Annotated in this window: 17 protein-coding genes; 8 read left to right on the plus strand and 9 right to left on the minus strand. The window is 47.4% G+C overall.

Going from position 1 to position 23,965, the window contains the following annotated elements; all coding sequences use genetic code 11:
* Positions 1-84: 84 nt before the first annotated feature.
* From Q0668_RS11415 to Q0668_RS11425, 3 genes are all read right to left on the minus strand, one after another.
* Positions 85-1,239 (minus strand): hypothetical protein, encoded by a 1,155-nt coding sequence (locus Q0668_RS11415; protein ID WP_298864456.1) that lies wholly within the window; start codon positions 1,237-1,239, stop codon positions 85-87.
* Positions 1,240-1,295: 56 nt separating this feature from the next.
* Positions 1,296-3,350 (minus strand): GDSL-type esterase/lipase family protein, encoded by a 2,055-nt coding sequence (locus tag Q0668_RS11420; protein ID WP_298864461.1) that lies wholly within the window; start codon positions 3,348-3,350, stop codon positions 1,296-1,298.
* A 67-nt stretch (positions 3,351-3,417) separates the two neighbouring features.
* Positions 3,418-4,272, minus strand: a complete 855-nt coding sequence (locus Q0668_RS11425; protein ID WP_298864464.1) for a hypothetical protein — start codon at positions 4,270-4,272, stop codon at positions 3,418-3,420.
* A gap of 255 nt (positions 4,273-4,527) precedes the next feature.
* On the opposite strand from Q0668_RS11425, the gene Q0668_RS11430 reads away from it, so the two are divergent.
* The gene (locus Q0668_RS11430) at positions 4,528-5,037 is read left to right on the plus strand and encodes a DUF4184 family protein (protein WP_298864522.1); all 510 of its coding nucleotides are present in this window, start codon (positions 4,528-4,530) and stop codon (positions 5,035-5,037) included.
* A 146-nt stretch (positions 5,038-5,183) separates the two neighbouring features.
* On the opposite strand, the gene Q0668_RS11435 is transcribed toward Q0668_RS11430, so the two are convergent.
* Entirely contained in the window at positions 5,184-5,807 is a 624-nt protein-coding gene (locus Q0668_RS11435) for a hypothetical protein (RefSeq protein WP_298864467.1), read from the minus strand.
* Positions 5,808-5,993: 186 nt separating this feature from the next.
* On the minus strand, positions 5,994-6,365 hold the full coding sequence (locus Q0668_RS11440) for a group 1 truncated hemoglobin (RefSeq protein ID WP_298864470.1): 372 nt from the start codon (positions 6,363-6,365) through the stop codon (positions 5,994-5,996).
* A gap of 289 nt (positions 6,366-6,654) precedes the next feature.
* On the opposite strand from Q0668_RS11440, the gene Q0668_RS11445 reads away from it, so the two are divergent.
* Positions 6,655-7,770 carry a dienelactone hydrolase family protein gene (locus tag Q0668_RS11445; RefSeq protein WP_298864473.1) on the plus strand — a complete coding sequence of 372 codons (1,116 nt, stop codon included), beginning with the start codon at positions 6,655-6,657 and terminating at the stop codon, positions 7,768-7,770.
* A gap of 35 nt (positions 7,771-7,805) precedes the next feature.
* Here the strand turns inward: Q0668_RS11445 and Q0668_RS11450 are convergent, their stop codons facing one another.
* The 3 genes from Q0668_RS11450 to Q0668_RS11460 form a co-directional block, all read right to left on the minus strand.
* Complete coding sequence (locus Q0668_RS11450; RefSeq protein WP_298864477.1) at positions 7,806-13,043, minus strand: WD40 repeat domain-containing protein; 5,238 nt, start codon at positions 13,041-13,043, stop codon at positions 7,806-7,808.
* Positions 13,044-13,389: 346 nt separating this feature from the next.
* Positions 13,390-14,586 carry a PqqD family peptide modification chaperone gene (locus tag Q0668_RS11455; RefSeq protein ID WP_298864480.1) on the minus strand — a complete coding sequence of 399 codons (1,197 nt, stop codon included), beginning with the start codon at positions 14,584-14,586 and terminating at the stop codon, positions 13,390-13,392.
* 146 nt (positions 14,587-14,732) lie between these two features.
* The gene (locus Q0668_RS11460; protein ID WP_298864483.1) at positions 14,733-15,101 is read right to left on the minus strand and encodes a twin-arginine translocation signal domain-containing protein; all 369 of its coding nucleotides are present in this window, start codon (positions 15,099-15,101) and stop codon (positions 14,733-14,735) included.
* Between the two features lie 519 nt (positions 15,102-15,620).
* Here Q0668_RS11460 and ggt point away from each other — a divergent pair.
* The 3 genes from ggt to Q0668_RS11475 all read left to right on the plus strand — a co-directional run bounded on the left by ggt (position 15,621) and on the right by Q0668_RS11475 (position 19,152).
* Positions 15,621-17,201: a gamma-glutamyltransferase gene (gene ggt / locus Q0668_RS11465; protein WP_366918892.1), complete on the plus strand. Its 1,581-nt coding sequence runs from the start codon at positions 15,621-15,623 to the stop codon at positions 17,199-17,201.
* 30 nt (positions 17,202-17,231) lie between these two features.
* Complete coding sequence (locus Q0668_RS11470) at positions 17,232-18,113, plus strand: DUF1853 family protein (RefSeq protein ID WP_298864489.1); 882 nt, start codon at positions 17,232-17,234, stop codon at positions 18,111-18,113.
* A gap of 169 nt (positions 18,114-18,282) precedes the next feature.
* Positions 18,283-19,152: a hypothetical protein gene (locus Q0668_RS11475; RefSeq protein ID WP_298864492.1), complete on the plus strand. Its 870-nt coding sequence runs from the start codon at positions 18,283-18,285 to the stop codon at positions 19,150-19,152.
* 47 nt (positions 19,153-19,199) lie between these two features.
* Here Q0668_RS11475 and Q0668_RS11480 read toward each other — a convergent pair whose 3' ends face one another.
* Positions 19,200-20,252: a hypothetical protein gene (locus tag Q0668_RS11480; protein WP_298864494.1), complete on the minus strand. Its 1,053-nt coding sequence runs from the start codon at positions 20,250-20,252 to the stop codon at positions 19,200-19,202.
* Between the two features lie 206 nt (positions 20,253-20,458).
* Between Q0668_RS11480 and Q0668_RS11485 the strand changes: the two genes are divergently transcribed.
* From Q0668_RS11485 to Q0668_RS11495, 3 genes are all read left to right on the plus strand, one after another.
* Positions 20,459-21,160 carry a family 16 glycoside hydrolase gene (locus Q0668_RS11485; protein WP_298864497.1) on the plus strand — a complete coding sequence of 234 codons (702 nt, stop codon included), beginning with the start codon at positions 20,459-20,461 and terminating at the stop codon, positions 21,158-21,160.
* Between the two features lie 70 nt (positions 21,161-21,230).
* Positions 21,231-22,376, plus strand: a complete 1,146-nt coding sequence (locus Q0668_RS11490; RefSeq protein WP_298864500.1) for a hypothetical protein — start codon at positions 21,231-21,233, stop codon at positions 22,374-22,376.
* Positions 22,377-22,749: 373 nt separating this feature from the next.
* Complete coding sequence (locus tag Q0668_RS11495) at positions 22,750-23,817, plus strand: Cj0069 family protein (RefSeq protein WP_298864503.1); 1,068 nt, start codon at positions 22,750-22,752, stop codon at positions 23,815-23,817.
* Positions 23,818-23,965 lie beyond the last annotated feature (148 nt).

The raw sequence follows: 23,965 nt of genomic DNA on the forward strand, positions 1-23,965 counted from the left end.
AGTTCCCGGATCGAATAATACCCCGTTCGTTGCCACTCCAAATGCGGAATGCCGGTTCATACTAATTCTTCCACTTCTATGTAGTTAGTGGCCCTCGTCTCCTGTTTTACGATTTGTCCTTTGCCCGTCTTTTTCTATGTAAATCGAAATTCCTTTTGGAAATTCCAGTTGCGTGAAGGTCGTTTCAGCGAGATTCTGGGGATCGAGTTCGATCCTTGTAACATGTTCCTGTCTTCGCCACGATAATTTCTGCTTTCCCTCCCGTTTCACAATAAACGAATTGTAACGATCGGTGTGGAACTTCATGGGAAACCAGACTCCGGGATGGACTTTCCGCCATTGATCAACGGTAGATTCAGCAATAGGAATCTCTTTTGACCACCTGTAAGTATAACTAAAATTACGGACAGGCAGCAGATTCCGGTCCAGTGCCAGCCAGAGTTCCCATCCGTTATGGCGGGTTCCGTTGGAGAGAATGGTATCCACCAGAATTCTTTTGCATTTCAATCCCTGGAATTCACTATCTTCAAGAAGCTGAACTTTAATTGTCGAGCCGGGAGACACATAGGATGGGTTCGGATGTGCCAGTACAGCCTGCATACCTTTCAGATATGTTGAGAGAGGAACCTTGGGGCATCCGCTACTGAGCAGGTACATGTGCGGCCGGGCGAAGCTTGTCAGGCTAGGATACTCATCTGAAATCTGACCTCGATTCTGGATTCGTTTTTGTTCCGTTTTCTCTTGTGCGTTCGAAATATGCTTCGATAGACTACGATGCGTAGATCCGTCAAATACCTGAAGCGATTCAGATTCACTATATCTGCTGCTGGGAAGATTCTGCGTTTTTTTCGGTAACCCGCCGAAATACCCAACTCTTGATCGTCCCTTGGATTTCTCTTCCAGTCGAAAATTTGCTCCCTGCAGAGTGAGAGAGTAATTTCGCTGCATTCGAATCTGCAAGTTCGGATCAGGAGCCTTAGGAAACTTCTCATAAACACTTGTAATATTGAGTTTCTGTTTTGTGTAGAGGGCCTCATTTCGCTCAACTTCGCGAATTAAATCCTGCAGTGTCTCGATCTGCTTTTTCCGGGGAGTAGAGTTCTCAGGCTTACTCTGTTTTCCCGGCTGATCGTTTTCAGCTCTACACTCAGAGACTGGATACAAGGTGACTGCTATCAGAATAATCACTGTATTGGAAATGCATAAGCCTCTTCTGGCCAGAGATTTCTGCAACAGCATGATCATTCTCCAGGATAAAAGTAAGGAAGTTTATCTGGCAATATACTACAGCATAGTCACTTTTTCGCGTCATTCACAGGAATGAATTTCAGTTTTGCCAGCCATTCAAGTGACTGTGTCTGCCACGCATCCCACATGGGTCCCTTGTAACCATTCAGACCATGCCCCCCCGATGGCAATTCAAGATACTTCGCAGGGACTTTTTTCGCTTGCAACGTTTGAAAGAAAACCTGGCTATTGACAGGCGGCACTGGTTTATCGTCGAGGGCATGCGCCAGAAACACAGGCGGCGTTTGCGCTGTAACCTGCTTTTCATTCGAGAATAAATCAATCAGTTTTTGCGATGGGTCTGGCCCTAGTAGATTCTTCCGAGAACCTTTGTGTGTATGTTTCCCCATTGTCACCACTGGATAAACCAAAATTCCAAAATCAGGACGACTGCTCTGGCGATCGATCAGATTGTCCGCCTCGGGATTGCCCGCGTCATAATGCGTCACCGCCGTTGCCGCCAGATGACCGCCCGCAGAAAAACCCATGATTCCAACACGTTTTGGGTTGATCTTCCAGCGTTTGGCATTGGCCCGGACCATGCGGATCGCCTGTTGCGCGTCCAGCAGAGGCACAAAGGACCGACCGGCTGGCAGGCGATATTCCAGCACGACTCCTGTAATTCCATGAAGATTCAGCCATTGGGCAATTCCATGACCTTCGGCGCCGGTGACTAATCGACCGTACCCACCACCAGGGCAGATGATGACCGCCGCGCCGTTGCCGTTTGCTGCACGATGCACGGTGATCTTCGCATCTGACTTCTCGAATTGGTCCTCACCAATGGGTGCTTTGCCAGTCCAAAGTGGCACGGCTTGCGGTTTGAGTTCATTGCGGGATGTGGATGAAGAAGTCGTTGGCGGTATGAGCAGGGTCGAGAGCACCTGTGCGTAAACGCGATGTCCAAAATCATTCGGGTGATTCACACCATTGCCGGTCAAATCCCAATCCTGTTTTCGCTTCAGGAATTCTGTCCAGATCGAAGTCATATCAGCCAGTGCGACACCCGTTTCACATAGTTCTGACAGCGCATCGCGGTACTGAGGAAATAAATCATGGTTGAGACGAATCCAGTTTCGATTGCCGAGCATCGTAGCCACAAGTATGAATTCGGTTTTGGGTAATTTTTCACGTATCTTTTCCATAACCGCTTTTGTGTTCGCCTGATACTCTTTCGCAGAACGCCCGGCGGCATCGTTCATGCCAAACGCGATAATAACCAGATCGGGTTCGGGCTGAACCACCTTATCAATGGCCCCCAGTACCCAGCGCGTATCTTTGCCACTGACTGAGGGGTTTGTAACTTTAACTTTGGTTTGGTAACGCTCTCCCAGATGTTGTTCTAACAGACCGGCAAACATCGGTTGATACGGCGCCCCGCCAGCCCAACCTGATGCATTACAACCAGCAGAAATACTGTCGCCAATCAGCACAATGGAAACCGGTTCGCGCTTGCGTAACTTTTGGATCGTGCGAGGCAACGCTTTCTCATTAAATGTCGGCACAATCCCGTTCCAGTCGATCGGTGCATGCTTGTAAGTGATGCAGGTCTGCATGTCGTGATATTCAAGTTTTGCTCCGAAAAAGATCTCACCGTGTCCATCACGATGCGTCAATTTGTGGCGCTGCGAACCGGCAGGGCGACGCAGTTGGGTCCACATGCGCGAAGTGATTCTTGACTTCTTCGGAAGTATGATTTCACGAGATCCAGGCTTCCAGAGATAGTCCCGGCCCTCTTCATAAGTGATATCACCCGCCGAATTGCGTACACTCAGGACTTTCTCCACAGGAAACAGCACGGACGCTTTCGTATTCCCTGTTTTCAGATCGCGGATAAACAGCATCGATTCACCTTCAATGGTGTCACCACGCCAAAACGGTCTTAAGAGTTCAGGTGCGTACTTCCACTTTGATGGTGTTGGATCGGCGGCCAGCGACGTTGCCGCTCCCAGCAAAAATAGAATGCAGACATTCATGATACCAATCAGGAACCGCTCTTTTTTTACAACACCAGTTGCGTAATGAGACAGGCGCCGATGACAATTCAATAAATACTGTTTCACAAGAATCTCCGTGGATGAGTTTAGATATCTGTTATTTATAATGTATGTTCAACACTTTGGGTCGAACTCAATCGAGTGCCAGCTTAACACGCCGCGATGTACGTTCCCTAACGGGTAAACCAACCTGGATTACAACCGAGCCCTCGTTCGTTTTGGCATTCGCATAATCAGGCACATCCCTGGGGTAGATCGCTTCGACAGATTTCACGGAAGCGGCCTTCCCGTTCACTTGAAGATTACCAAACGTGACTGTGACCTTGGGGATCTCTGTTACAGGTATACGTTGACCATAGATTTCGACAAAACTGGCGACTTTAGGTGACAGCATAAGGTTCTTCCCCTTGAATCGCAAAGCTCCGATGAAAATGTTCTCATCTTTCTCATGCACATAAACAAACGCGCCAACCCAGGTATAAGGTTTGTTTTCGATCATTTCCTGGTCCATGCGAACGATCTTGTACGTGTAAATTCCCTTAGACCATTTATACGGACGGCGGATACTCACAAAATCACCCTCATGCCCCGAACTTTGCAAGAAGCCACCGAGTGAAGGACGTATGGCATCCAGGCTACGCTCGCCCCACATCGACATCAGAAAGCCAGGGCCAATTTTACGAAGTTGATTATTCTGCTTAGTATTACCGTCGGCCTGAGTCTGAATCCCACCATAAAAGGGTGTCTTACTGAGATGACCCAGTCCAATAGGCGAGATGTAGAGATTTTGCGTAGAGGGAACGTCATCACTAATCGAGACATCTACGCTGTAACTCTCGAACAAAGTGTCCTCGCCAATGTCCCACCACAGATCAACCAGATGCCAGGGCATCCGGACATACTGCTTCTCCTCTGCAGCGACGGGTGATACGAGAAAGCAGAGCCCCACGATCAAAAGACCGAATCGAATTAGTTTGTACCGAGACATTTAAGCTACCTTTACCGCCTGTTACAGTTGTTTTTACTAATGATTCATTCACACTTCCTTCTCATTACACCTTATTGATTCTAATTATCAATATGCAACCTGTTTATGGCATAGAACGATAAAATGAAACGGAAAATAATGGATCGGGACTCAAAAAAATTCGTGAGTTTCCTGTCTTTCGTGGTCGTAAAAAAATAAGATGCTTTAGTCTGATACAATATTTCGAATTACAAATTTGTTCACGGAGGACCACCCATTCCGCTACCACCCTTTCACTTCTGTCCGGGATTACTCGCGAAAGCCTTTAGTCCCCGTCAATTCTGGCTCTCATCGTTTATCGTCGCGAATATTCTTATCGATCTTGAAGTCCTGTATTATCTCAGCAGGAATGATCCTCCCATTCATCGCTACCTGCATACATACGTGGGTGGCACCGCGATGGGTTTAGCCGCTGGTTTGCTGATGTTCGGCGTCATTCTAATATTGTGTCGTGTTTTACCTGCCCATTCGCGCTGGGTCGAACGAGTCACACAGACACCCAAACGCCGCTTGCTAGCGCAGTCAATGGTCGCTGGCCTGATTGGTGGCATGACACATATTCTGCTTGACAGCTTCATGCATGCCGAGATGAATCCGTTCTGGCCCTTCGTGGAAGGGAATACGTTAACCGGAATGATCAGCATGGGCGCACTACATATAGGTTTGGCAGCGATTGGCTTTTTCGGCCTGATCTTCTGGCTGCTGCTTCGAGAATCAAGCAAATAAAACTTCATCAGCTTTATTCTTGTACGACAGCAAACACTCCGCCACCATCGCTCCCGCAATCATGTTTTCGTGAGTTTCGTGTTAGAAAAAATCCTATCGTTGAGATAGTAGTCTACCAAGCGAGTTTAACTCTTTAATAACTTGATTCAAGATGTAAAACGGGTGCTTACTGAATCAACAACGACATATCCATCTGGCAAAGAGGCTTGCCAGACCCGGTAGTCACGACCTGCACGAAGTTCATCAAGCTTGCCTTCCGGTTCGCCCTTGGGCCGAACATTAAGTGGAAACAAAACAAGAAAGAGATTCACATTCACGTTTGCGAGTACATCTGGAAGTGGTAATTCACCATACATATCTGCGCGATCGGGTCGTGTACCGAGACTCGTCCATTGCCTTACATCGGGAGTAAGGTGAAGCGTTTGCTCACTCCAGTCCTCTTTAACTTCGATTGGCTGACCTGTAAGTACCCACCCCGAGCAAATCCCGTTTTGCTGGCTCTGAACAAGTAGCACTAATTGTGCGCCCTGCAGAAGAAGTTCGCCGCGCAGTCGAATTTGGAATTCGGCGTTTGTGAAATTGGTGGAATGGTTCTCATGAATAAATCGATTGAAACCACCACTTTCCTTGAGGGCCTCATTAAGTGGACCGCGGGTAACGATGCCACATAATAGCGACAGATAACCGGCTCCATGAGGCGGCGCATGGTTGTAGTCAATCCACCACGGTCCATACGAAGCGATAGTCTGATCTTTGTACTCTAACGGCATCGGGCCAGAGAAATTGTCCTGGAAACCATACCAGCCTCCCGGACCGTCTCTAAACTCTTCGACGTAACTCGTTTTTTTCCGAAGCCTGACTGATCGTCAGGATGCTCACTTACATTATGAGAATTTGGATTCATTCCAAGAGATATCCTGATTTACAAAAGTTCCGATTTCAGTAACTGGTTCAGTTCAAACGTCAACAATCTCTTCTTTGAGACTCAAAACAAAACCCACGATATCATCACATTCCTGTTGTGGAACCTGTAAGGATTTCATCGTTTCACCTGCATGCCCGAGAAAAATCGACCAGTCGCTTTCACTGATCTTCATGCCTGCGTGCGTCGTAATCATATTTCGGCCAGTATAATACACGGGACCGCCGGCGTTTGAGCAGAGGAAGTCAATCAGCAGTTGCTTCTCTCGTTCTACACCATCCGCGCCTCGGTTTTCCCAGAAACGACCCAGTTGATTGTCACCCTGTAGTCGTGGCAGTAAGTCGTTCGCAAAGACGGTGATCCCATCGTAACCACCAAGTCGTTCGTAAAGTGAGGGTTGATTCATGTTTTCTCCATGCTGTCAGACTTTATGTGTTGCAGAAATAAAAATCCTACCAAACTGAACTGATCTGTCAACAGTCTGTTTCGTCTCAGCGCGACGCATTAAAAATCGGATCCCTCTGCATGCCAAATCGTATATCCGAAATTCAGATCGTATGGATTCAGCACCCGATGGACGCGAGAGTCAAGCGTCGATAAAATGGTCAACTGCCCAAACGCGCATCGACTCCAGCCTTCATTCCAGTTCTACAGAACCGGGTAAGACTGCTGATACTTCAAAAGGATAGTGAATCATGAAAAAAGTTCATATGTTGATATTGATCTGGTTACTCACTCCCACGCTGGTGATGGCACAAGCTGCTCCTGAAAAACCAGAGTATTTCAACCAGAGTGTCGCAGACTCCAATCCACTCCGCACCGAACAGGCACGTGAGTTGGATGAATACATCAAAACGATAGCGGCTGACAGATCGCGATTCCAAAAACTCTTCAAGCCGGACTATTCCTCACCACAGGCCTTTGAAAAATCAGCCTTACCTCTCCGAAAGGCATTCAGCGACAGCATCGGTTACCCACCGCCGGGCAAGCGACCAGTAAAACAAGCAACGTTTCAGCAAATTGGTGAAGACGCGATCGGCGTCTATTACCGCGCAATGATCCCGATTCTGCCGGGAGTCCATAGCGAAGGTATCTACATTGTCCCGAAATCAGCACAGGGCAAGACACCACTCATCATATCGATGCACGGCGGCGGTGGTTCACCCGAAGTGGCATTGTTTAACGGCGGGTCCAACTACAACGATATGGTTCGCGGTGCTGTCAAACGAGGCTACCTTGTTTACGCGCCGCAGCATCTCTTCCGGGTGGATGGCTACCCTAAAGATATTCGTCATCAGATCGATAGTCGAATGCGACTCATCGGAACCAGCATCACCGCGGTCGAAATCGCAAAGATTACGTTTGCTTTAGATGAACTCATCAAACGACCAGAAGTCGACAGCGACCGCATCGGCATGGTAGGCCTCTCGTATGGCGGTTATTATGCACAGATGACACCCGCCATTGATACACGCATTAAGGTCTCTGTAGCGAGCTGTTACTTCGGCGTGCAGGAAGGTCGATACGCCGAGAGCGAATTGTCCGTTCCCTCCGACTTTCGATTTATGAATCGGCTCACTCTCTTTAACGATGCAGATCTCGTCGCACTCATCTGCCCGCGAGCCCTACAGATTCAGGCCGGATCAAAAGACAGAGCTTCACACCGGGAAACAGGAAAAAATATCGCGCCCCGAGCCGCTGCTTTTTATAAAAAACTCAACCTCAGCAATCGCTTTCAATATGTCATCTTCGAAGGCGGCCACGAATTCGACGACGCCTCAGCCTGGACCTTCGTAAAAAAACACCTGTGAAAGATTCCGTTTCGTTTTAGAAACAAAGAAAGGGTTTATTTCTGCTTAAGCCGATAGTTCGGAATTTCAGGCAACTCCCATAATGTTGCCCCCCCATAAGAGGTAGTAATGAATGACTTATTATCGGGAAGGAAAACAATGTTTTTGACTTCATCAAAATGATGTATAGGCTCAATGATTGCTTCACCGGTTCTGGTGTCCCAGACACGTGCATGATAATCTTTGCTACCCGTCACTAATCGTTTCCCATCAGGACTGAATACAACGACAATGACCTCTTCCTCATGCTTGAGTGGCTTCCCTTTGATCTTACCGGTAGACACATTCCAGATCCGTGCAAAACCATCGCGGCATCCGGTGACAACCGTTTTACTGTCAGGACTGAAGGCCACGACGTCTACCACGTCTTCATGCTCCAATCGTTTAATTGGTTGTGCGGTAGAAACATCCCACAAGAAAGCGGCATCAGCATAGCAGCCGGTAAGGATGAGCTTTCCATCAGGGCTGAAGGCGCTATCTTCCACAGACCCATCATGCCTGAGTGGCTTTCCTACTTGTTTTCTTGTTTTCAAATTCCATAAATGCCCCTTTGACCCAGCCAGCGAAAGCATATACTTACCGTCCGGGCTGAATTTGATATCTTGAATCGAAGCCTCATGCTGAAAAGGCTCTCCCTGCGGTTCTCCAGTTTCTGCATCCCATAAACGAACTGTCTTGTCCCATCCACCGCTGGCTACCGTTTTTCCATCAGGATGAAACGCAACATGCATGACATATTTATCATGCTGAAGTACCTTTCCTTTTGGCTTGGATGTGTTAGTACCCCACAGTCGGGCCGTCTGATCTTCACTTCCTGTGATGACAGTTTTACCATCAGGAGCAAAAGCGGAATCATAGACCGCTTTAGTATGCTTTAGAGATTTTCCCTTCTGTGTCCCTGAAGAGATATACCAGAGCTTGGCCAAGCCATCATTGCCCCCCGTCATCAGCACCTTTCCATCGGGACTCAGTGCGATCTGGTTAATAAAGGAACCATGCGGAAATTCTCGAATTTCGGCTGCTCTTCTACGTATTGCCAGTGGCTTTTCATACGGTTGCCCCTCCAGGGCGTCCCATAAATAGACAGCGTCTACACTTCCCGTAGCGATTGTTTTCCCATCGGGAGAGAACGCAACAACACTCACTGCCCCCGCATGCTGAATTGGCATCCGGGTTATGAAGCCGCTTTCGACATCCCATACATAAGCCAGTTCACCGGCTGCTGAGATCATCGTCTTGCTGTCAGGACTGATAGCAAGATGGCTGACCTTACTTTCATGCATAAAGCCGTATTCATACATTTCACGCGTGATTGCATCCCAGAGGTGGATCGTCTTATCATCACTTCCCGTTGCAATCATCTTGCCATCTGCAGTGAAAGCAATCACCTTCACTCGAGCTCGATAATTGAACGATTTATATTTCTGAAACTGACCACTGGCAACATCCCACTGAATTACGGCTTTCCCTGGCCTGTCGCAAACCACAAATTGACGATCCGGATTCAACGAGAATCCCCGATGGTAAAAACTATTTTTGATAGGTTCGCCTAATGATTTTTCACTGATAGCGTCCCAGAGTTGCGTTTTCCCCATTTTGGATACAGCCAGCGTTTTGCCATCATAACTGAATGTGCGACTCTCCCGTGGATCTATCTCAGAAAAAGCCTCGCCCTTGAATCGACCCGTGTTCACATCCCAGAGACGCACCCGCTTGTCGACGTACTCGGTCAGCACATCATCACTTCCGGTAACAACCGTCTGTCCGTCATCTGAAAAGGCAACGGAAGTCACAGGGCCACGATGCTTCCAGGGTTTTCCAATCGATTTACCGGTCTTTGCATCCCAGAGCTGAGCCGTAAAGTCTTCACTGCCTGTCACGATCTTTTGACCATCGGGGCTGAATGCAATCGAATGCACAGGACCATCGTGCTGAAGTTTACCATGAAATACGGGAGGAAAATTCGTGGTACCAGCTGTCGCTGCTTTTGATGTATTTTTAGGTGGTACTTCCGATTTAGGAATGGCTGTTGTTTTACTGTCAGCATCTTTCTTGCCAACTCTCCACAGTAATATAATTTTTCCACTGGCTGTCACCGCTGTCTTACCATCCGGACTGAAAGCAACGTCATTCACGACCTCTTTGTGATAGAACAAATTACCGATTTTTTCATTCGTTGCTGCATCCCACATCCATGTTTCACTACCGCCTGTTAAAATGGTTTTTCCGTCCGGGCTATAGACGGCTGAATGAAAGGTGATTGTCGGCTTAAGTGGCTTTCCTTTAGGTTGACCACTGGCGATATCCCATTGCCGGACTTCGCCCACTGATCCCGCCAATAAAATCGTTTTACTGTCAGGGCTGAAGGTGACCGAAACAACCTCTTTAGGATGTTTGAAGACTTTTGTCAGAGGTTGTTTTGTCACGGTATCCCAAAGTTGAGCCATGCCTTCCTCTAAGACTTTACCTCCTCCGACTGCCAAGTACTTTCCATCGGGACTGAAAGCAACTGTTTTGATAAACGGTTTAATGTCCAGTTCTTCACCAATTTTCTGACGACTTTTCACATCCCAGAGCTGCACATCATATCCACTGACTGATGCGAGAATTTTTCCATCAGGACTGATGGCCAGATCTTTCACTTCACTATTAAGCTCTAAGGGATCACCAATGGGCGCCCCAGTTTCCACATTCCAGAACCGAAGGTTGTAATCATCATCACCCGTAATCACCGTTTTTCCATCGGGACTGAAAGCGACTGTATTCACATAAGACTCGTGCTTAAGAGGTTTCCCGATCAGCTCCCCCGTCTCAACATCCCACAGACGCGCGGTATTATCATCACTGCCTGAGATCAGGGTTTTACCATCAGGACTGAACGCCACCGCTCTCACTTCATCACGATGTTTGAGGATGTCAACCGTTAGCTGATCTTTTGAAACATCCCACGTCAGATGTTTTTTGAGGCTTTCAGGATCATATTTCTTTGCCTCTTCAGAGAGCGGTATTTTTCCTGTTTCCCAGATGCGGACAGAAGTACCACTGACAGAAAGCACAGATTTGCCATCCGGGCTGAAGGCGACCGAGTTGATCGAATCTGTATGCTGAAGTGGCCCTGCAATCGGACGACGGCTCGCAACATTCCAGATAAATGCGGTCTGATCCTTGCTGCCGGTAATGACAGTTTTACCATCGGGACTCTGATCAAGATCATTGATCGAATCCTGATGCTGAAAAGCATCGCCGAGAGATTCACCAGTCTCGCTGTTCCAGAAGTGAACCGTCTTATCTTTGACTCCGGAAAGGGAATCAGAAAAACTCATAATGGACCCCGAGGTCATTAATGTCTTCCCATCTGCGCTGAATACAACTGATTCTACAACCCCTTTATGCACACATGGCTTCCCCTTTGACTTTCCGGTATCAACATCCCAGAGTCGAGCCTGGTTTGTTATACTCCCGGTAGCGATGGTCTTCCCATCCGGACTGAAGGCGACTTTGATTACAGGTCCGTTCTGTTTGAGCGTTTCACTTTTAGGCTGTCCCGTTTTGAGATCCCACAATCGAGAGCCTCCCATACTACCAATCAAAACAGTCTGGCCATCGGGGCTGAATACCGCGGAAAGGATAAGGCCCGGATTCTTCAAGAGGTCTCCTTTTGACTGGCCAGTAGCGATATCCCACTTCAAGAGCTTTCCGTCTTCGCTCCCTAAAATAAAAGTGTTACTGTCAGATCCGAACAGAACGACGCTCAACTTTTTATGGTTAATCGGCTCCCCTTTCTGTTGTCCAGTGGCAGCATCCCATACATGGATTGCACCACCGAAGCCGTTCGTCACTACCAGTTTCCCATCCGGACTGAAGACCGCGCCATAAACATTCTTTGGATGCTTTAAGATGATCTCTCCCAGTGGACCACGTGGCGCATTTTTACGGGAGGTCATATGGTTCTTGCTTCCTGTTACGGATTTTTTACCTTGATTCGAATTGGTAGATGTCGTTTTCGTCTGTTTCTTCTTTTGGGGAAGTCTTCCCGTTGATTGCAAGGTAGCAGTACTTACCAGATAGGCCGCGTCCTTGCATCCTACTAATGTCTTTTGACTATCGGGGCTGAAAGCAAAGGTCTGGATTACATTATCATGTGAAAGTGGTTTCGCTTGGGGCGTATTGCCCGTGAGATTCCAAAGTACAAATGACTCTTCTCCTTTTTTATAATATTTCGCAATGACACTTTTATTATCAGGAAGGAATGAGAGTTCCCGAATCTCATCTTGATACTTGAAAGGCTTCCCTTTGATCTTTTTGCTGTCAAAGTCCCACAAATAAGCAGCGCCATCTTTCGTACCCGTCACCAAATTCTTACCATCAGAACTAAGAGCCACCGCACTGACTTCGGAATCATGTTGAAAAGAGTCCTCTTTAAGTTGCCTGCTGGCTACATCCCACAGACTGAGTGACTTCGTTCCTGTTGCCGTGATGAGAGTCTTGCCATCTGGACTCATTGCGAATGACTTGATATAGGAACTTCCATTCTCAAGGGGAGGATTCACTAGAACCCGACTACTTTCAACATCATAAAGATATAAAGCGTTTTTACTGACAGCAAACAGTGTCTTACCTTCAGGACTGAATGAGAGATGTAAGACAGGCCCTTTTACATGTTCTTTTACTCCTTTTCTTTTTCCTGTTGCGACATCCCAAAATAAAATAGTCTTGTCTGTACCTCCTGTAATCAAAGTTTTGTTATCAGGACTGAAGGCTACTGCACTGATTCGGCCAAATAAATGCCCGACTGACTCTCCCTTAGCCTGCCCGCTGTCAGCATTTACAAGGAGCGCTGTACCGTCATGACTCGCCATAACCAGTGTCTTACCATCGGGACTGAAGGCTATTGTTTCGACGGGACCTCGAAAGCGAAACGGTTTCCCTTTGGGTTTACCACTGGCCACATCCCACAACCTCGCTGATTTGCCGTTCCAACTTCCTGTGACTACTGTTTCGCCATCAGGACTGAAGACTGCAGTAATCACTTCTTTTTGATGCTCAAGTGGTCCTTCGTATTGCGGTATCTTCGCATGCTTTTTATCACCAGATTGTTCTTCCTTTTGACAGGCAACGGTAAAAGCAACAGAGAGAAGTACGGCTAAGAATTTGATAACCTCGATTGCGCTGGAGCGATATCCGGATTTTATTATTTTTTGTGGCTCAGGAAATGACGTCGGTTGCATACTCATTCTGCTGCTCCATCATCACCTTACGGGATGATTTGATATCGTAAGAGGAAGTTCACCGGTTGACTGTAAATATGAGTTTACCAACTCGTATGATCACGTTGACAAATGGTGGCTGGTTTTGCCAGTTCAAGTCAGTGAATATCTAGGCAAAATGACAAGAAATGAAAGAGTTAAATCCAGAAATTATGCAGACTCTCTATCATTAATTTCAGAGGGCTAGGGACGTCGTTTCACTCTTTGAAGGATTTAGAAGAGAGAACCGTTAATCCAGATCTGGTCAGGACATTAACGAGAAAAGATGGTGTCTGGCAAACTGTCATCGCACTGTTCATGGTCGCAAGATTTTTTACGCCAATGATCTATCCCGATTGCTGAGAACGACGATGTGTCCCATCACCTCTTCGCCGTATTCCATTCTCAAGAACTCTTCGTGATGAACGTCTACTGTTAATCCTGCAGATCGGGCGACTTGCTTGATATACTCGAAATGATGTGCGTACCGCCCGGAATCAGTCAGCTCATATCCGGGTTGCTCGCACCGTTCAACACTGAAAGCAATCGCGCCACCTCTTTTCAAGAGTTGCGATGCTGGCTGAATGACCTGTGATAAATCACCAAAATAAATCAGTGTGTCGCAGGCAACAATCAGGTCATACCGTTTACCTGCCTCAGATTCGATTATTGCTTCAGCCCCTTTCAGCCAGGATGTAATTTCGGCGACTTCCAGAGAATCGTACAAATTTCGTTTGCGTGCCATAGATATCATCTCAGAGGAAAGGTCGATGCCATCCAGCACACCGGCACGCTCGCGCAGACGTTCTCCTGAGAGTCCCGTGCCACAGCCCAGATCAAGAATCTTCAAATCCGTACGTCCCGGGAAGACCAGTTCGATTGCTTCGCTCAGTTTTTCAGGAACCACATATTCAAGCTCTTCGATCAAATTCGAATCATAGAAAGAAGAAAATCGTTCGTAGAGCTGCTGAATACACTTGTCGGGCATACGAGAAGGTGGTGCTTCGTCTCGCAGCGCCACGAGAATGTGCTGGACCTCTGCGTCGTCGGGTTCAATGGTCAGATAATGTTCATAGCTGTTTCTGGCTGCTTCACGCTGCCCGGCTATATGTGCCAACTCGCCCAGGTCTGCCCATTTGGAAGCACACTCAGGTTTAAGTTCAGCCGCCTGTTTCTGACACAGATACGCTGTCTGGATCTTACCTCGCTCTCGCAGTCGATCGGCCAACTTAGCCAGTTGATCGGCTGATAATGACTCATGTTTCGTGGGTTTACCATGACCGGAAACCAACAGGTCGTTCTCAAGTGCTTCACTAACCCACGCGCGCAAGGCGGCGGTTTCATCTTTGGGTAAAAGGGCACGAACCAATGATTCAATCTGTTCAATCTCGCGTGTACCATCACACAACTCAACGATCAAAGAGGCGGTTGCGTTGAGTCGATGCAATCGATCCGTTTCCGTATCGTAGGCTACGTAACCATCAGCTAGGGGCGATACGAGAACCGTGCTTTTGAGTCGTGGTTTGAGCATCAGGAAATCTCGGTAGAGGAATCGAAAGAAACAGGCCGGATAGCGGAAAATACTTCCCGGCCTGTGAACTTTCAGAATCAAACCGTTTTCAAAATAGTATTAAGAAAGACGGCTCAGCAAACATGTATTACGAAACGATCGTTGAGTTATTCCTCGTCATTTCCGCTTCTTTCACCCTTTCCTTTGCCGCTGCCTTTTCCTTTTCCACCACCTTTGCCCTTACCTTTTCCTTCGCATCCACCACTACCTTTTCCTGATCCACTGCTACCCTTTCCAGATCCACCTTGATTTCCTTTCCCTTTTCCTCCACCACTATTGCTGCCTTTGCCTTTGCCACCGCCTTTACCTTTGCCACCTCTTTGCTCAAGCTCTTCAGCAAACGCCGTTGACGACATCAAAGGTAAAGCAGCGGCAGTAGCCGTACCAAGCAGTATCTTGCGCAGAAAATCACGTCGATCCGGATCGACGTGCGAAAGTGTGTTCTCAATCGATTCGATCAGTTCCTTGTCAGTCATTGTTTTCTCTCCCGAATGTGCATGCGATGAACATCGCGCGGTCAATGAAGATATGAAGGCCCCGTAATGTAACGCTCAAACTGTCGAATAGTTTCGTAGTATTCTCAAATTTCCAGAAATTTATTTCCGATTGAGCAGGGTTCAAATCCTCACTAAAGGTTTTGGCATCTCTTGAGAGTAGGAATTAATGTGATTAGGGGGCGGCACTGGTTCTTTGCTTCTCCGCGATAGACAAGCATAAGATTTCCGATAATCCACCTGATGCGTTGCCCACACTTGCTTATTCCATGAATAGTCTATCAGTCGCGTGGCGAACGAAACGGTTCTTGATACAATCAAGAACCAGAGAACCTGACAGTAGTCATGGCTCACAACACGGTAATTTTCTTTTCATCACCTTGGAGTTCGTTCGTGAATAAATCGGTTGAATCTAGGGCACAGGATGAACGGGGCGGGGGGTATGATCGCCCATATGGTCAGCCGAAACAAAGTCGATCTGCAGCTGTCGCCCGCCATGGCATGGTGGCCACCAGTCAGCCCCTGGCCGCTCAGGTCGGGTTAGACATTCTGAAGTCAGGCGGCAATGCCGTTGATGCGGCGATTGCCGTGAATGCCATGCTCGGCGTCGTTGAACCGATGAGTTGCGGAATCGGCGGCGATCTCTTCGCAATATACTGGGATGCCAAGTCACAACAGATGTTCGGCTTGAATGCCAGCGGGCGAAGCCCTCACAATCTAACCCGAGATGTATTTGCGAAGCAACAACTAAAATCGATTCCATTCGACGGGTTGTTAAGCTGGTCAATACCCGGCTGTGTCAGCGGTTGGGATACCCTAAACAAGCGGTTTGGCACGAAATCACTGGCGGAGTTATTAACGCCATCCATTCAAACCGCCGAAGCAGGATTCCCCGTGACCGAAATCATCGCCGGTTACTGGAAGGACGCGGCTGAGAAGCTTACACGCTGGCCCGATTCGGCTGAGACATTTCTAATCGATGGTTTACGTGCACCCCGTGAAGCAGAACTCTTTCATAATCCGCGTCTGGCACACACGTATCAGTTAATTGCGGAGAAAGGCAGTCAGGAATTTTATGAAGGTTCGATTGCAGAACGCATTGTCAATTTCAGCCAGCAGCACGGCGGACATTTTTCTTTACAGGATCTGGCGGATCACCGTGATGACTGGATTGATCCGGTTTCGACCAACTACCGCGGCTACGATGTCTGGGAACTGCCTCCCAGCGGGCAGGGAATCGCGGCGCTGGAAATATTGAATCTGCTGGAGCAGTTTGATCTCGAATCAATGGGAGCCGGCAGCGCCGCGTTTTGGCATTTGTTTGTGGAAGCAAAAAAACTGGCCTATGCAGACCGTGCCAAATTTTATGCGGATCCGGATTTCGAAAATGTGCCTGTGAAAGAGCTGATTTCAAAAGCATACGCGAATCGGCAACGCCAGCGTATCAATCTTAATCAGGCGGCTGCCAACGTGCCAGCCGGTGATCCCATTTTACAAAATGGAGACACCGTCTATTTGTCCGTTGTTGATAAAGATCGAAACTGCTGTTCGTTGATCCAGAGTAACTTTCACGGATTTGGATCTTATGTCACGCCCGGCGATCTGGGCTTTGTAATGCAGAATCGGGGCGCCCTGTTTGCATTAGAGGAGTCGCATCTCAATCGCCTGGAACCACACAAGCGGCCCTTTCATACAATTATTCCCGTGATGGTAACACACAACAATCAGCCCTGGTTTTGTTTTGGTGTGATGGGCGGTGATATGCAACCTCAGGGGCATGTGCAGGTTTTGGTGAACCTGATCGATTTCAAAATGAACGTACAAGCCGCCGGCGATGCAGCTCGCGTAAGGCATCTGGGAGATGCGACTCCCACGGGAGAACCCGCGCAAGGCGTCGGAACGGTGGCCGTCGAATCAGGAGTCTCAGATCAGGTCGTTAAAGAGTTAGAACAAAAAGGGCATCATGTGATTCGGTCAATGGGCGAGTTTGGCGGATATCAGGGAATCATGATCGACAGGGAAGCGGGGACCCTGAAAGGAGCCACCGAATCACGCAAAGACGGGCTCGCCATCGGTTACTAATGACGAACTTACAAAAGAACCCATTTCACTATGCACGATGAATCTGAAACAGAGCCGACGCCTGATATTTTAGAATCGCAATATCAACGCGATTTAAAATGGACGATCCAAAGCCCGTCATTGATCATCGATTCCCAGGAAGAAAATGGAATTTATGATTTTGAAAACGCAACGTCCATTGATGAGCGCGAACTGAAAGCCTTTCTAGCTCCTTATGCCAAATTCCGAGTCGGCCAGTATTTCGAAGGACTGGTACTGTATTGGCTGGACAAAATATGCCACTTGAAAATCGTCGCACAACAACAGCAAATTCGTGAAGGCAATCAAACCATCGGCGAAATCGATTTTCTTTTCGAAGATGCTGCAGGTAGACTGAATCATTGGGAAACAGCGGTCAAATTCTTCCTGTATTATCCAGAAGACAACACAACGGGAAGCCACTTTATTGGTCCCAACGTTTCTGATTGGTTTGAAAAGAAAGTCAAACGTTTATTGCAACATCAACTTCCCTTTGGCAAAAAAAATTTCCCTGAAATAACGCTGAGTAAAGCATTCGTGAAAGGCATGATTTTTTATCATCCGCACGTGACGCCACCAACTCAACTACCCGAAAAGATGTCCGCCGCGCATTTAAGGGGCACCTGGATTCACCACTCCGAACTCTCCTGGCTGAATGACCCAAGCAAAGAGCGCCTGTTTCGAGTAATGCATAAACCGTACTGGCTCTCTCCCGAAGTCAGCAGTTCAGAAAATAAAGATCAGAAATCATTTGAAGAACTAAAGTCTGAACTTGAAACACACTTCATGAATAAAGAATGGCCGGTTCTCATCAGCGTCTTAACGTGTCAACAATCGATTTGCCATGAAATCGACCGCGTTTTCGTCGTCGCAGAATCCTGGCCGCAACTTTAAAAAGAGAGTTCTGAGACGTAAAGAGTTTCTCTCAGAAACCTCATCTCCGATCTCGGATATTTCAGATAAATCAGAAAAAATTTAAACCCATTCAGCAGAAGTCACGTTCCACAGAGTATAACGGATACCATCAGTGAAATTTCGACTCAGTCAGAAAATATGACACTTAATGAGCCAGAACATAAAAGATCCGACGCCCGGCAGATTGAAGAAAGTATTCCGTTCCAAATGGTTCTGGGGACTGGGAGTCCTCTCAGTTCTCATTCTATTGACGCTGATCGCCATTCCGGCGGTACATAATCACAGAGTCATTCAAAGAATTAGCGCACTCGGTGGCAGTTTTGGTGTCATTGAACCGGATGCGAATACGGTTCCTATACTCTCAAGGTTTCGCTTCAACATCTGGGGGAATAATACATTCATTAAACTTGATTCGATTTCACGACTTTATTTGCACAATACTTCTGTCGGGGATTCAGACTTAAACTGGCTGAGTGACTTAACGAATCTGGAATGTCTCTATCTCAGTAAGACACAAGTCAGTGATGCCGGACTAGACCGCTTGAAAAGTTTTACAAAACTCGAATTTCTTTTTCTTAACGATACACAAGTGGGTAATGCTGGATTGATTCATTTGAAAGGCCTGGCGAATCTAAAACATCTTTATCTACATAATACACAAGTGAGTGACGCGGGGTTGATTCATCTGAAAGGTCACCAAAAGTTAGAACGACTCTGGCTCGATCAAACTAATATCACCGATTCAGGCCTTTTACATCTGAAGAAATTCAAGCGTCTGAAACGCCTCAGTCTTAAGGGCACAAAAGTGACTGATTCAGGAATAATTCAACTCACTGATTTGAAGGACCTGAATTATCTTGATTTGAGCAACACACAAATTACGGATGCTGGACTAATGCAACTCAAAGAGTGTTCGAATCTAGGCACGCTCTATGTCAAGGATACACAAGTAACGGAGGCAGGATTGGCTCAACTGAAAGCCTTATTACCAGATTGTGTGATCACTGCCGGGCCGTAAGCCTCACTTCCTGAAAATAATTCCAAGGTACCGTAAGCGAATTGCGTTTATTTCTTTTCCAAAACACGTCGGTCTAAAATAACCAGACTGTTCCCTTCACGGGAGGCGACAAACAACAAATTGCCTCGGACAGCCACGCCGTATGTTTTCTTCAGCAGTACCGGATCGCGATAGGCTGTCAGGAATTGAGGTTGCCGGGAGTTGGATATATCAACCACAGCAACGCCGTTGCCTTCGACCATCGGCAGATAGGCCCGGTTTCCTGCAACAATACAACGGTTCGGCTTGCCCAGTCGTTTATCGACCAGTTTGCCCTGGAGTCGAGGATGGCCTGGTTCAGAAATGTCAAAAATGAGAAACGCGTTGTTATTCCAGTAAACGGAATAATAAAGATCACCGACGGCATCGCCGCTCACCTGACCAATATCCGGTCCGAAGACTTGCGTCACTAATCGCGGCTGACCAGGATCTTTCACATTCACCACGGCTAAACGATTACGACTGCCAAAAATGGTTCCCACCAAAGCATAATCGCCACGCAGCATCACGCTGAACGGGCCATCATTTTCTGTGGTAATCGAGACGGATCCCACAACCGTTGGTTGTTTTGGGTTGTGAACGTCAACTATAAAGAGTTTCTTCTCGGTCAGATTGGGAATATAGCAGTAACCATCTCGGTAGGCGGCTTTATAGAGCACGCCTTTCCCGCCAACCTTTACAGAACCAAGCAAACGTGGGGATGTCTTATCCATTACATCAATCACCAGCAGTCGTTGAGTGCTCATGGATGTGAGGTAAACCGTATTTCCATTAATGGCAAAGCCGGCGGCTTCACCCAGTTGGGAATGAGTAAAGCTGGAAACAACCTTGGGATGCGCAGGATCTTTGATCGAACAAATTGTAAGCCGCTTCCCTTCACGACAGGGCAGATAGGCAAAGTCACCTTGAAGAAAGATATCTTCCGTGCCCCGCAACCGCACTACATCAACAAGCTGCCCGACAATCAGCGCGGGTGAGGACTCGGCGTTCACATTGTCCTCTACCCAGACAAAGTGCATTCCGGAAATCACAGTTAGCGTAATCAACAGCTTATGGAACATGTTTGCATCCTGATGTTGTACATGGCGAAGAATTCATGATCTTGGATCCCTGTGATCGAAAATGACTGGCATCATCGATTAAGTCAAGTGTAGAATGACAGACGATCAAAATTGGACTTCGTTATTTCTAAGAACCACTTCTGCTTGAAGAGATAACGACGCCTCACTGAATGTCTCTGAATCCCTCATTCTCAAAGGTCTCATCGATGTCATTACGTGCTTGTTTTACAATTACCGTGGTCCTGTTTTCCTGTCTGTCCCTGTTGGCGGGACAGCCAGTGCCCCTTTCGGGTGATCTCTATAAAACCGAGCGTTTCAGCGACGACTTTTCGAGCCCTAAACTGGGCAAGCAATGGTCGCTCTATAAGAGTTCTTCACTTCTCAAAGACGGGGTTCTCGTGGGCATTGAAGAGAAGGACGGCGGGCACGCAGCCGTACATCAACTGCGCGTGGAACCCTGTTCCGATCTGGAACTCACGCTTGATATCAAATTCGAAGGTTCCAAATCGACCAATTTGACATTTAATCAACATCGCTACAAAGAGACGCACGCAGGGCATATTTGTCGTGTGATCGTCTCCCGCAACAAAGTCATTCTACGCGACGGCAAGACCGGAGTCTTCAATAACGAGATCTTCAAAAAACGCAAAGCAGGAAAAAAACTGGATGAACAAACGCAAGCACTGCTAAAACAATCGGAAGCCAGCTTCCCGGTGAAATTGAAAGAGGGTAAGTGGTACACCGTGAATGTCCGAATTAAAGGCGATTTGATGCAGGCGTTTATCGATGGCACACTCGTCGGCTCATTACATTCCCCGGGCATCGCACATAAAACCAAAGACAAGATTGGTCTGGTCACACCTAAGCAGTCGATCCATTATGATAATCTGACAGTCAAAGTGCCATAGCAGAGAATGAACTGACGAACGCCATTTATCCAACTTGATGCGAAGCAGCTGAATCCCATAAGGAAACCAAATGAATGAGGCAGATAAACTACGCATGAAACGCATAGAGAGAATGGGCTCTGTTGTTGTGACGCTGATCTTTGCCTTAACATCTCAGTGGTCTCAAGCGGAAGAGGCCAAGACTGAACAGCCCGTGATTCAGAAGGGTATTGTCGGGATCAAATTGCGGGAAAGAGGAGCGCTACTGATTGAACCATTCAAAGGTAACAAAATCGACAAACAGAAATGGCGTATCTGGCACAGTAACCCTGATGTCGTCCAGTTTTCTGTTCAGAATGGTCAATTTGTCATCCAAGGTAAAAATCATCTCGAACATAACGGACTCTGGTCGTTGAATCCCGCAAAATTCAAAGACGTAACACTCATCGGACGCATGAATGTGGTTACCGAAGGCCCGCATCCTCATGAACTGCTATTGCATCTCTGTGGTGGCGATATGCCACGCAGCCCCGACCATTGGGTCGAGATCGCCATGACGGACATTTCGGAAAAGAAAGCACAATTCCGCGTTTATGCCGCTGTCGAGCAGGGGGGCTTCAGAGAAGAAATTAATCACCTCACCCTCGACCGGGGAAATGGTGAGGGGTTTCTAGCGCGTCTCTCGCTGGATGGCAGCCGCAATCTCTGTACGGCTGAAGTGCAGGACAGAAAGGGAAAATGGCACGCGCTTGTCAAACCGTTCCCCCTCTATTTACGGACCACTCACTGTGAGATCAAAATGCGAGGTGGACCAGCAACAAATCAATCAGAACAGACGAAAAGTCGAGGCTGGTTTAAGAATGTTCGAATTTATCCCCGGGCAGTCTCTCATCCCGTTCTACTGCATCTTGTCAGACGAGATGGAACGCCGATTTACTTTCGGGAAAATGGTGGATGGCCCCCAAAAGTTCGCATAGGAGATCATAAACCTCAAAGCATTGATGATTTGGTCGTCGAACTCTGGTCTGCTGATGGAAAAAAGAGGATCGCCCAAGTGCAATCACGTAATTTGGCGCATTACATGTTACCTCTAAACAATTCAGACTGGGATGTCTATCCCGTGGCAGCCATTGTGCGGGTCTCTTGCAACGGCAAATCACTGGGTGAGGCAAAGATTACTTTATCAGGACTCGATGGGCTTTATCCTGACGACGTTTACGATCTGTTTCTCGAATAGTTTTTCAATACTGAAGTTAGTTCATTAATCAAATCTTAACATTGGCGCAGAAAAATATTCTACATTCTGTAAAAAATAACCGTTGTAGTACTGCTTGACTCTTTCTAAAAAAAACAAAACAGGATAAAATGGTCCGTATTAAGGGCCTCGGTGGTAAAGCCACCTGAAAGGGCGCAATAACTCCGAGGTTTCTGGTGGTCAGTTTACACTTGAGACTTTGTTGAGAATTGCGGTCTCACAATGCTCATCTTCTCATGTACGGGCACCCAGAGTGGTCACGTCGCACCCACACGCATCTATGTTGGATGATAGTCTCGACTTTTTTCCGGGCTATCGTTGTACGTTTATTTGTCTAATTTTGGAGATACGAGCAGTGAAACAGCATGTCGTTATTTTTGAAGCCAGTGGTGGATCCGATAAAGGAAGCTACGGTTACCGGCCAGATTCAAAACCGATCATTGATTCTCTCATTAAACGTGGCTGGACGTCAGAAATCATTTTTTATCGTGATGAAGATCGCGGGGAAATTTACCGTTATACATGTGAAAAAGCGGGAGCCTATATCAGCCGCGTCAATCCGGGAAATCTGCGCGACGAGACCGGATACTTTCAAATGCTTCGCGAACTCGTTAAGGAAGGGGTCGTCGGGTTGCCTCACCCGGATGCCATGATTAACTACGGTGCCAAGAACGCTGTAGAAAAACTCAAAGGGACCGACATTGTGCCAGATGATGTCAGCTGCTACTACGACTTTGAGACCTTCAAATCAGAATTTCCCAAAAGTCTGGCTCACGGAGTGCGTGTTGCCAAGCAAAACCGGGGCTCTACCGGGGAAGGCATCTGGCGCGTCGAAGCTATCGAAGGCAAAGACAACGGTAGTGAATCGATTGGTCTGGAATGTAAGGTGAAATGTACCGAAGCCAAAGATAACCATGTCGAGGTTATGCCTCTCGGCGAGTTTATCGACTTCTGTGTGCAATACCTGGACGGTGATGGGGGTATGATTCTGGATATGCCCTTCCTGGAACGCATTAAAGAAGGTGAAATTCGCGTATTTATGTTAAGGAATAAAGTCGTCAACATCGTGCATAAGAAACCTGCAGAAGAAGCGGACGCATTTTCTGCAACATTGTTCTCGGGGGCAAAATACACCTACGAAACCCCGGACCAATGGCCTGACCTGGTGCAATCAGTGACGAAAAATATTCCCATGATCCAGCAACGCTTGGGTAACTATGACTTGCCGCTCATCTGGACCATCGATTTCATTCTGGATACCGATGACTCCGGAACCGACAAATATGTCTTAGGCGAAATCAACGCATCCTGTGTCGGTTTCAGTACTCATCTGGAAATCAGCGATGATGTAGCCGACGAAGTCGTCAGGCTGATGGAAGCCGAAGCCGTCGTTAATCCCAAATGGATGGCTTATTCGAATTGAGAAATAAAGGAATCAAGGTGTCAGAAACCGATTAATGACGTTTCACCACGTCATTAATCGCTGGCACCTTTTCTTTTTTTCAATTTCGCAGCGACAGCATACTATGAGAAAATGCACGGTAATTAATAACAGCCAACTCGCAATAACC

The organism is uncultured Gimesia sp. (assembly GCF_937910335.1).
Lineage (GTDB): Bacteria > Planctomycetota > Planctomycetia > Planctomycetales > Planctomycetaceae > Gimesia.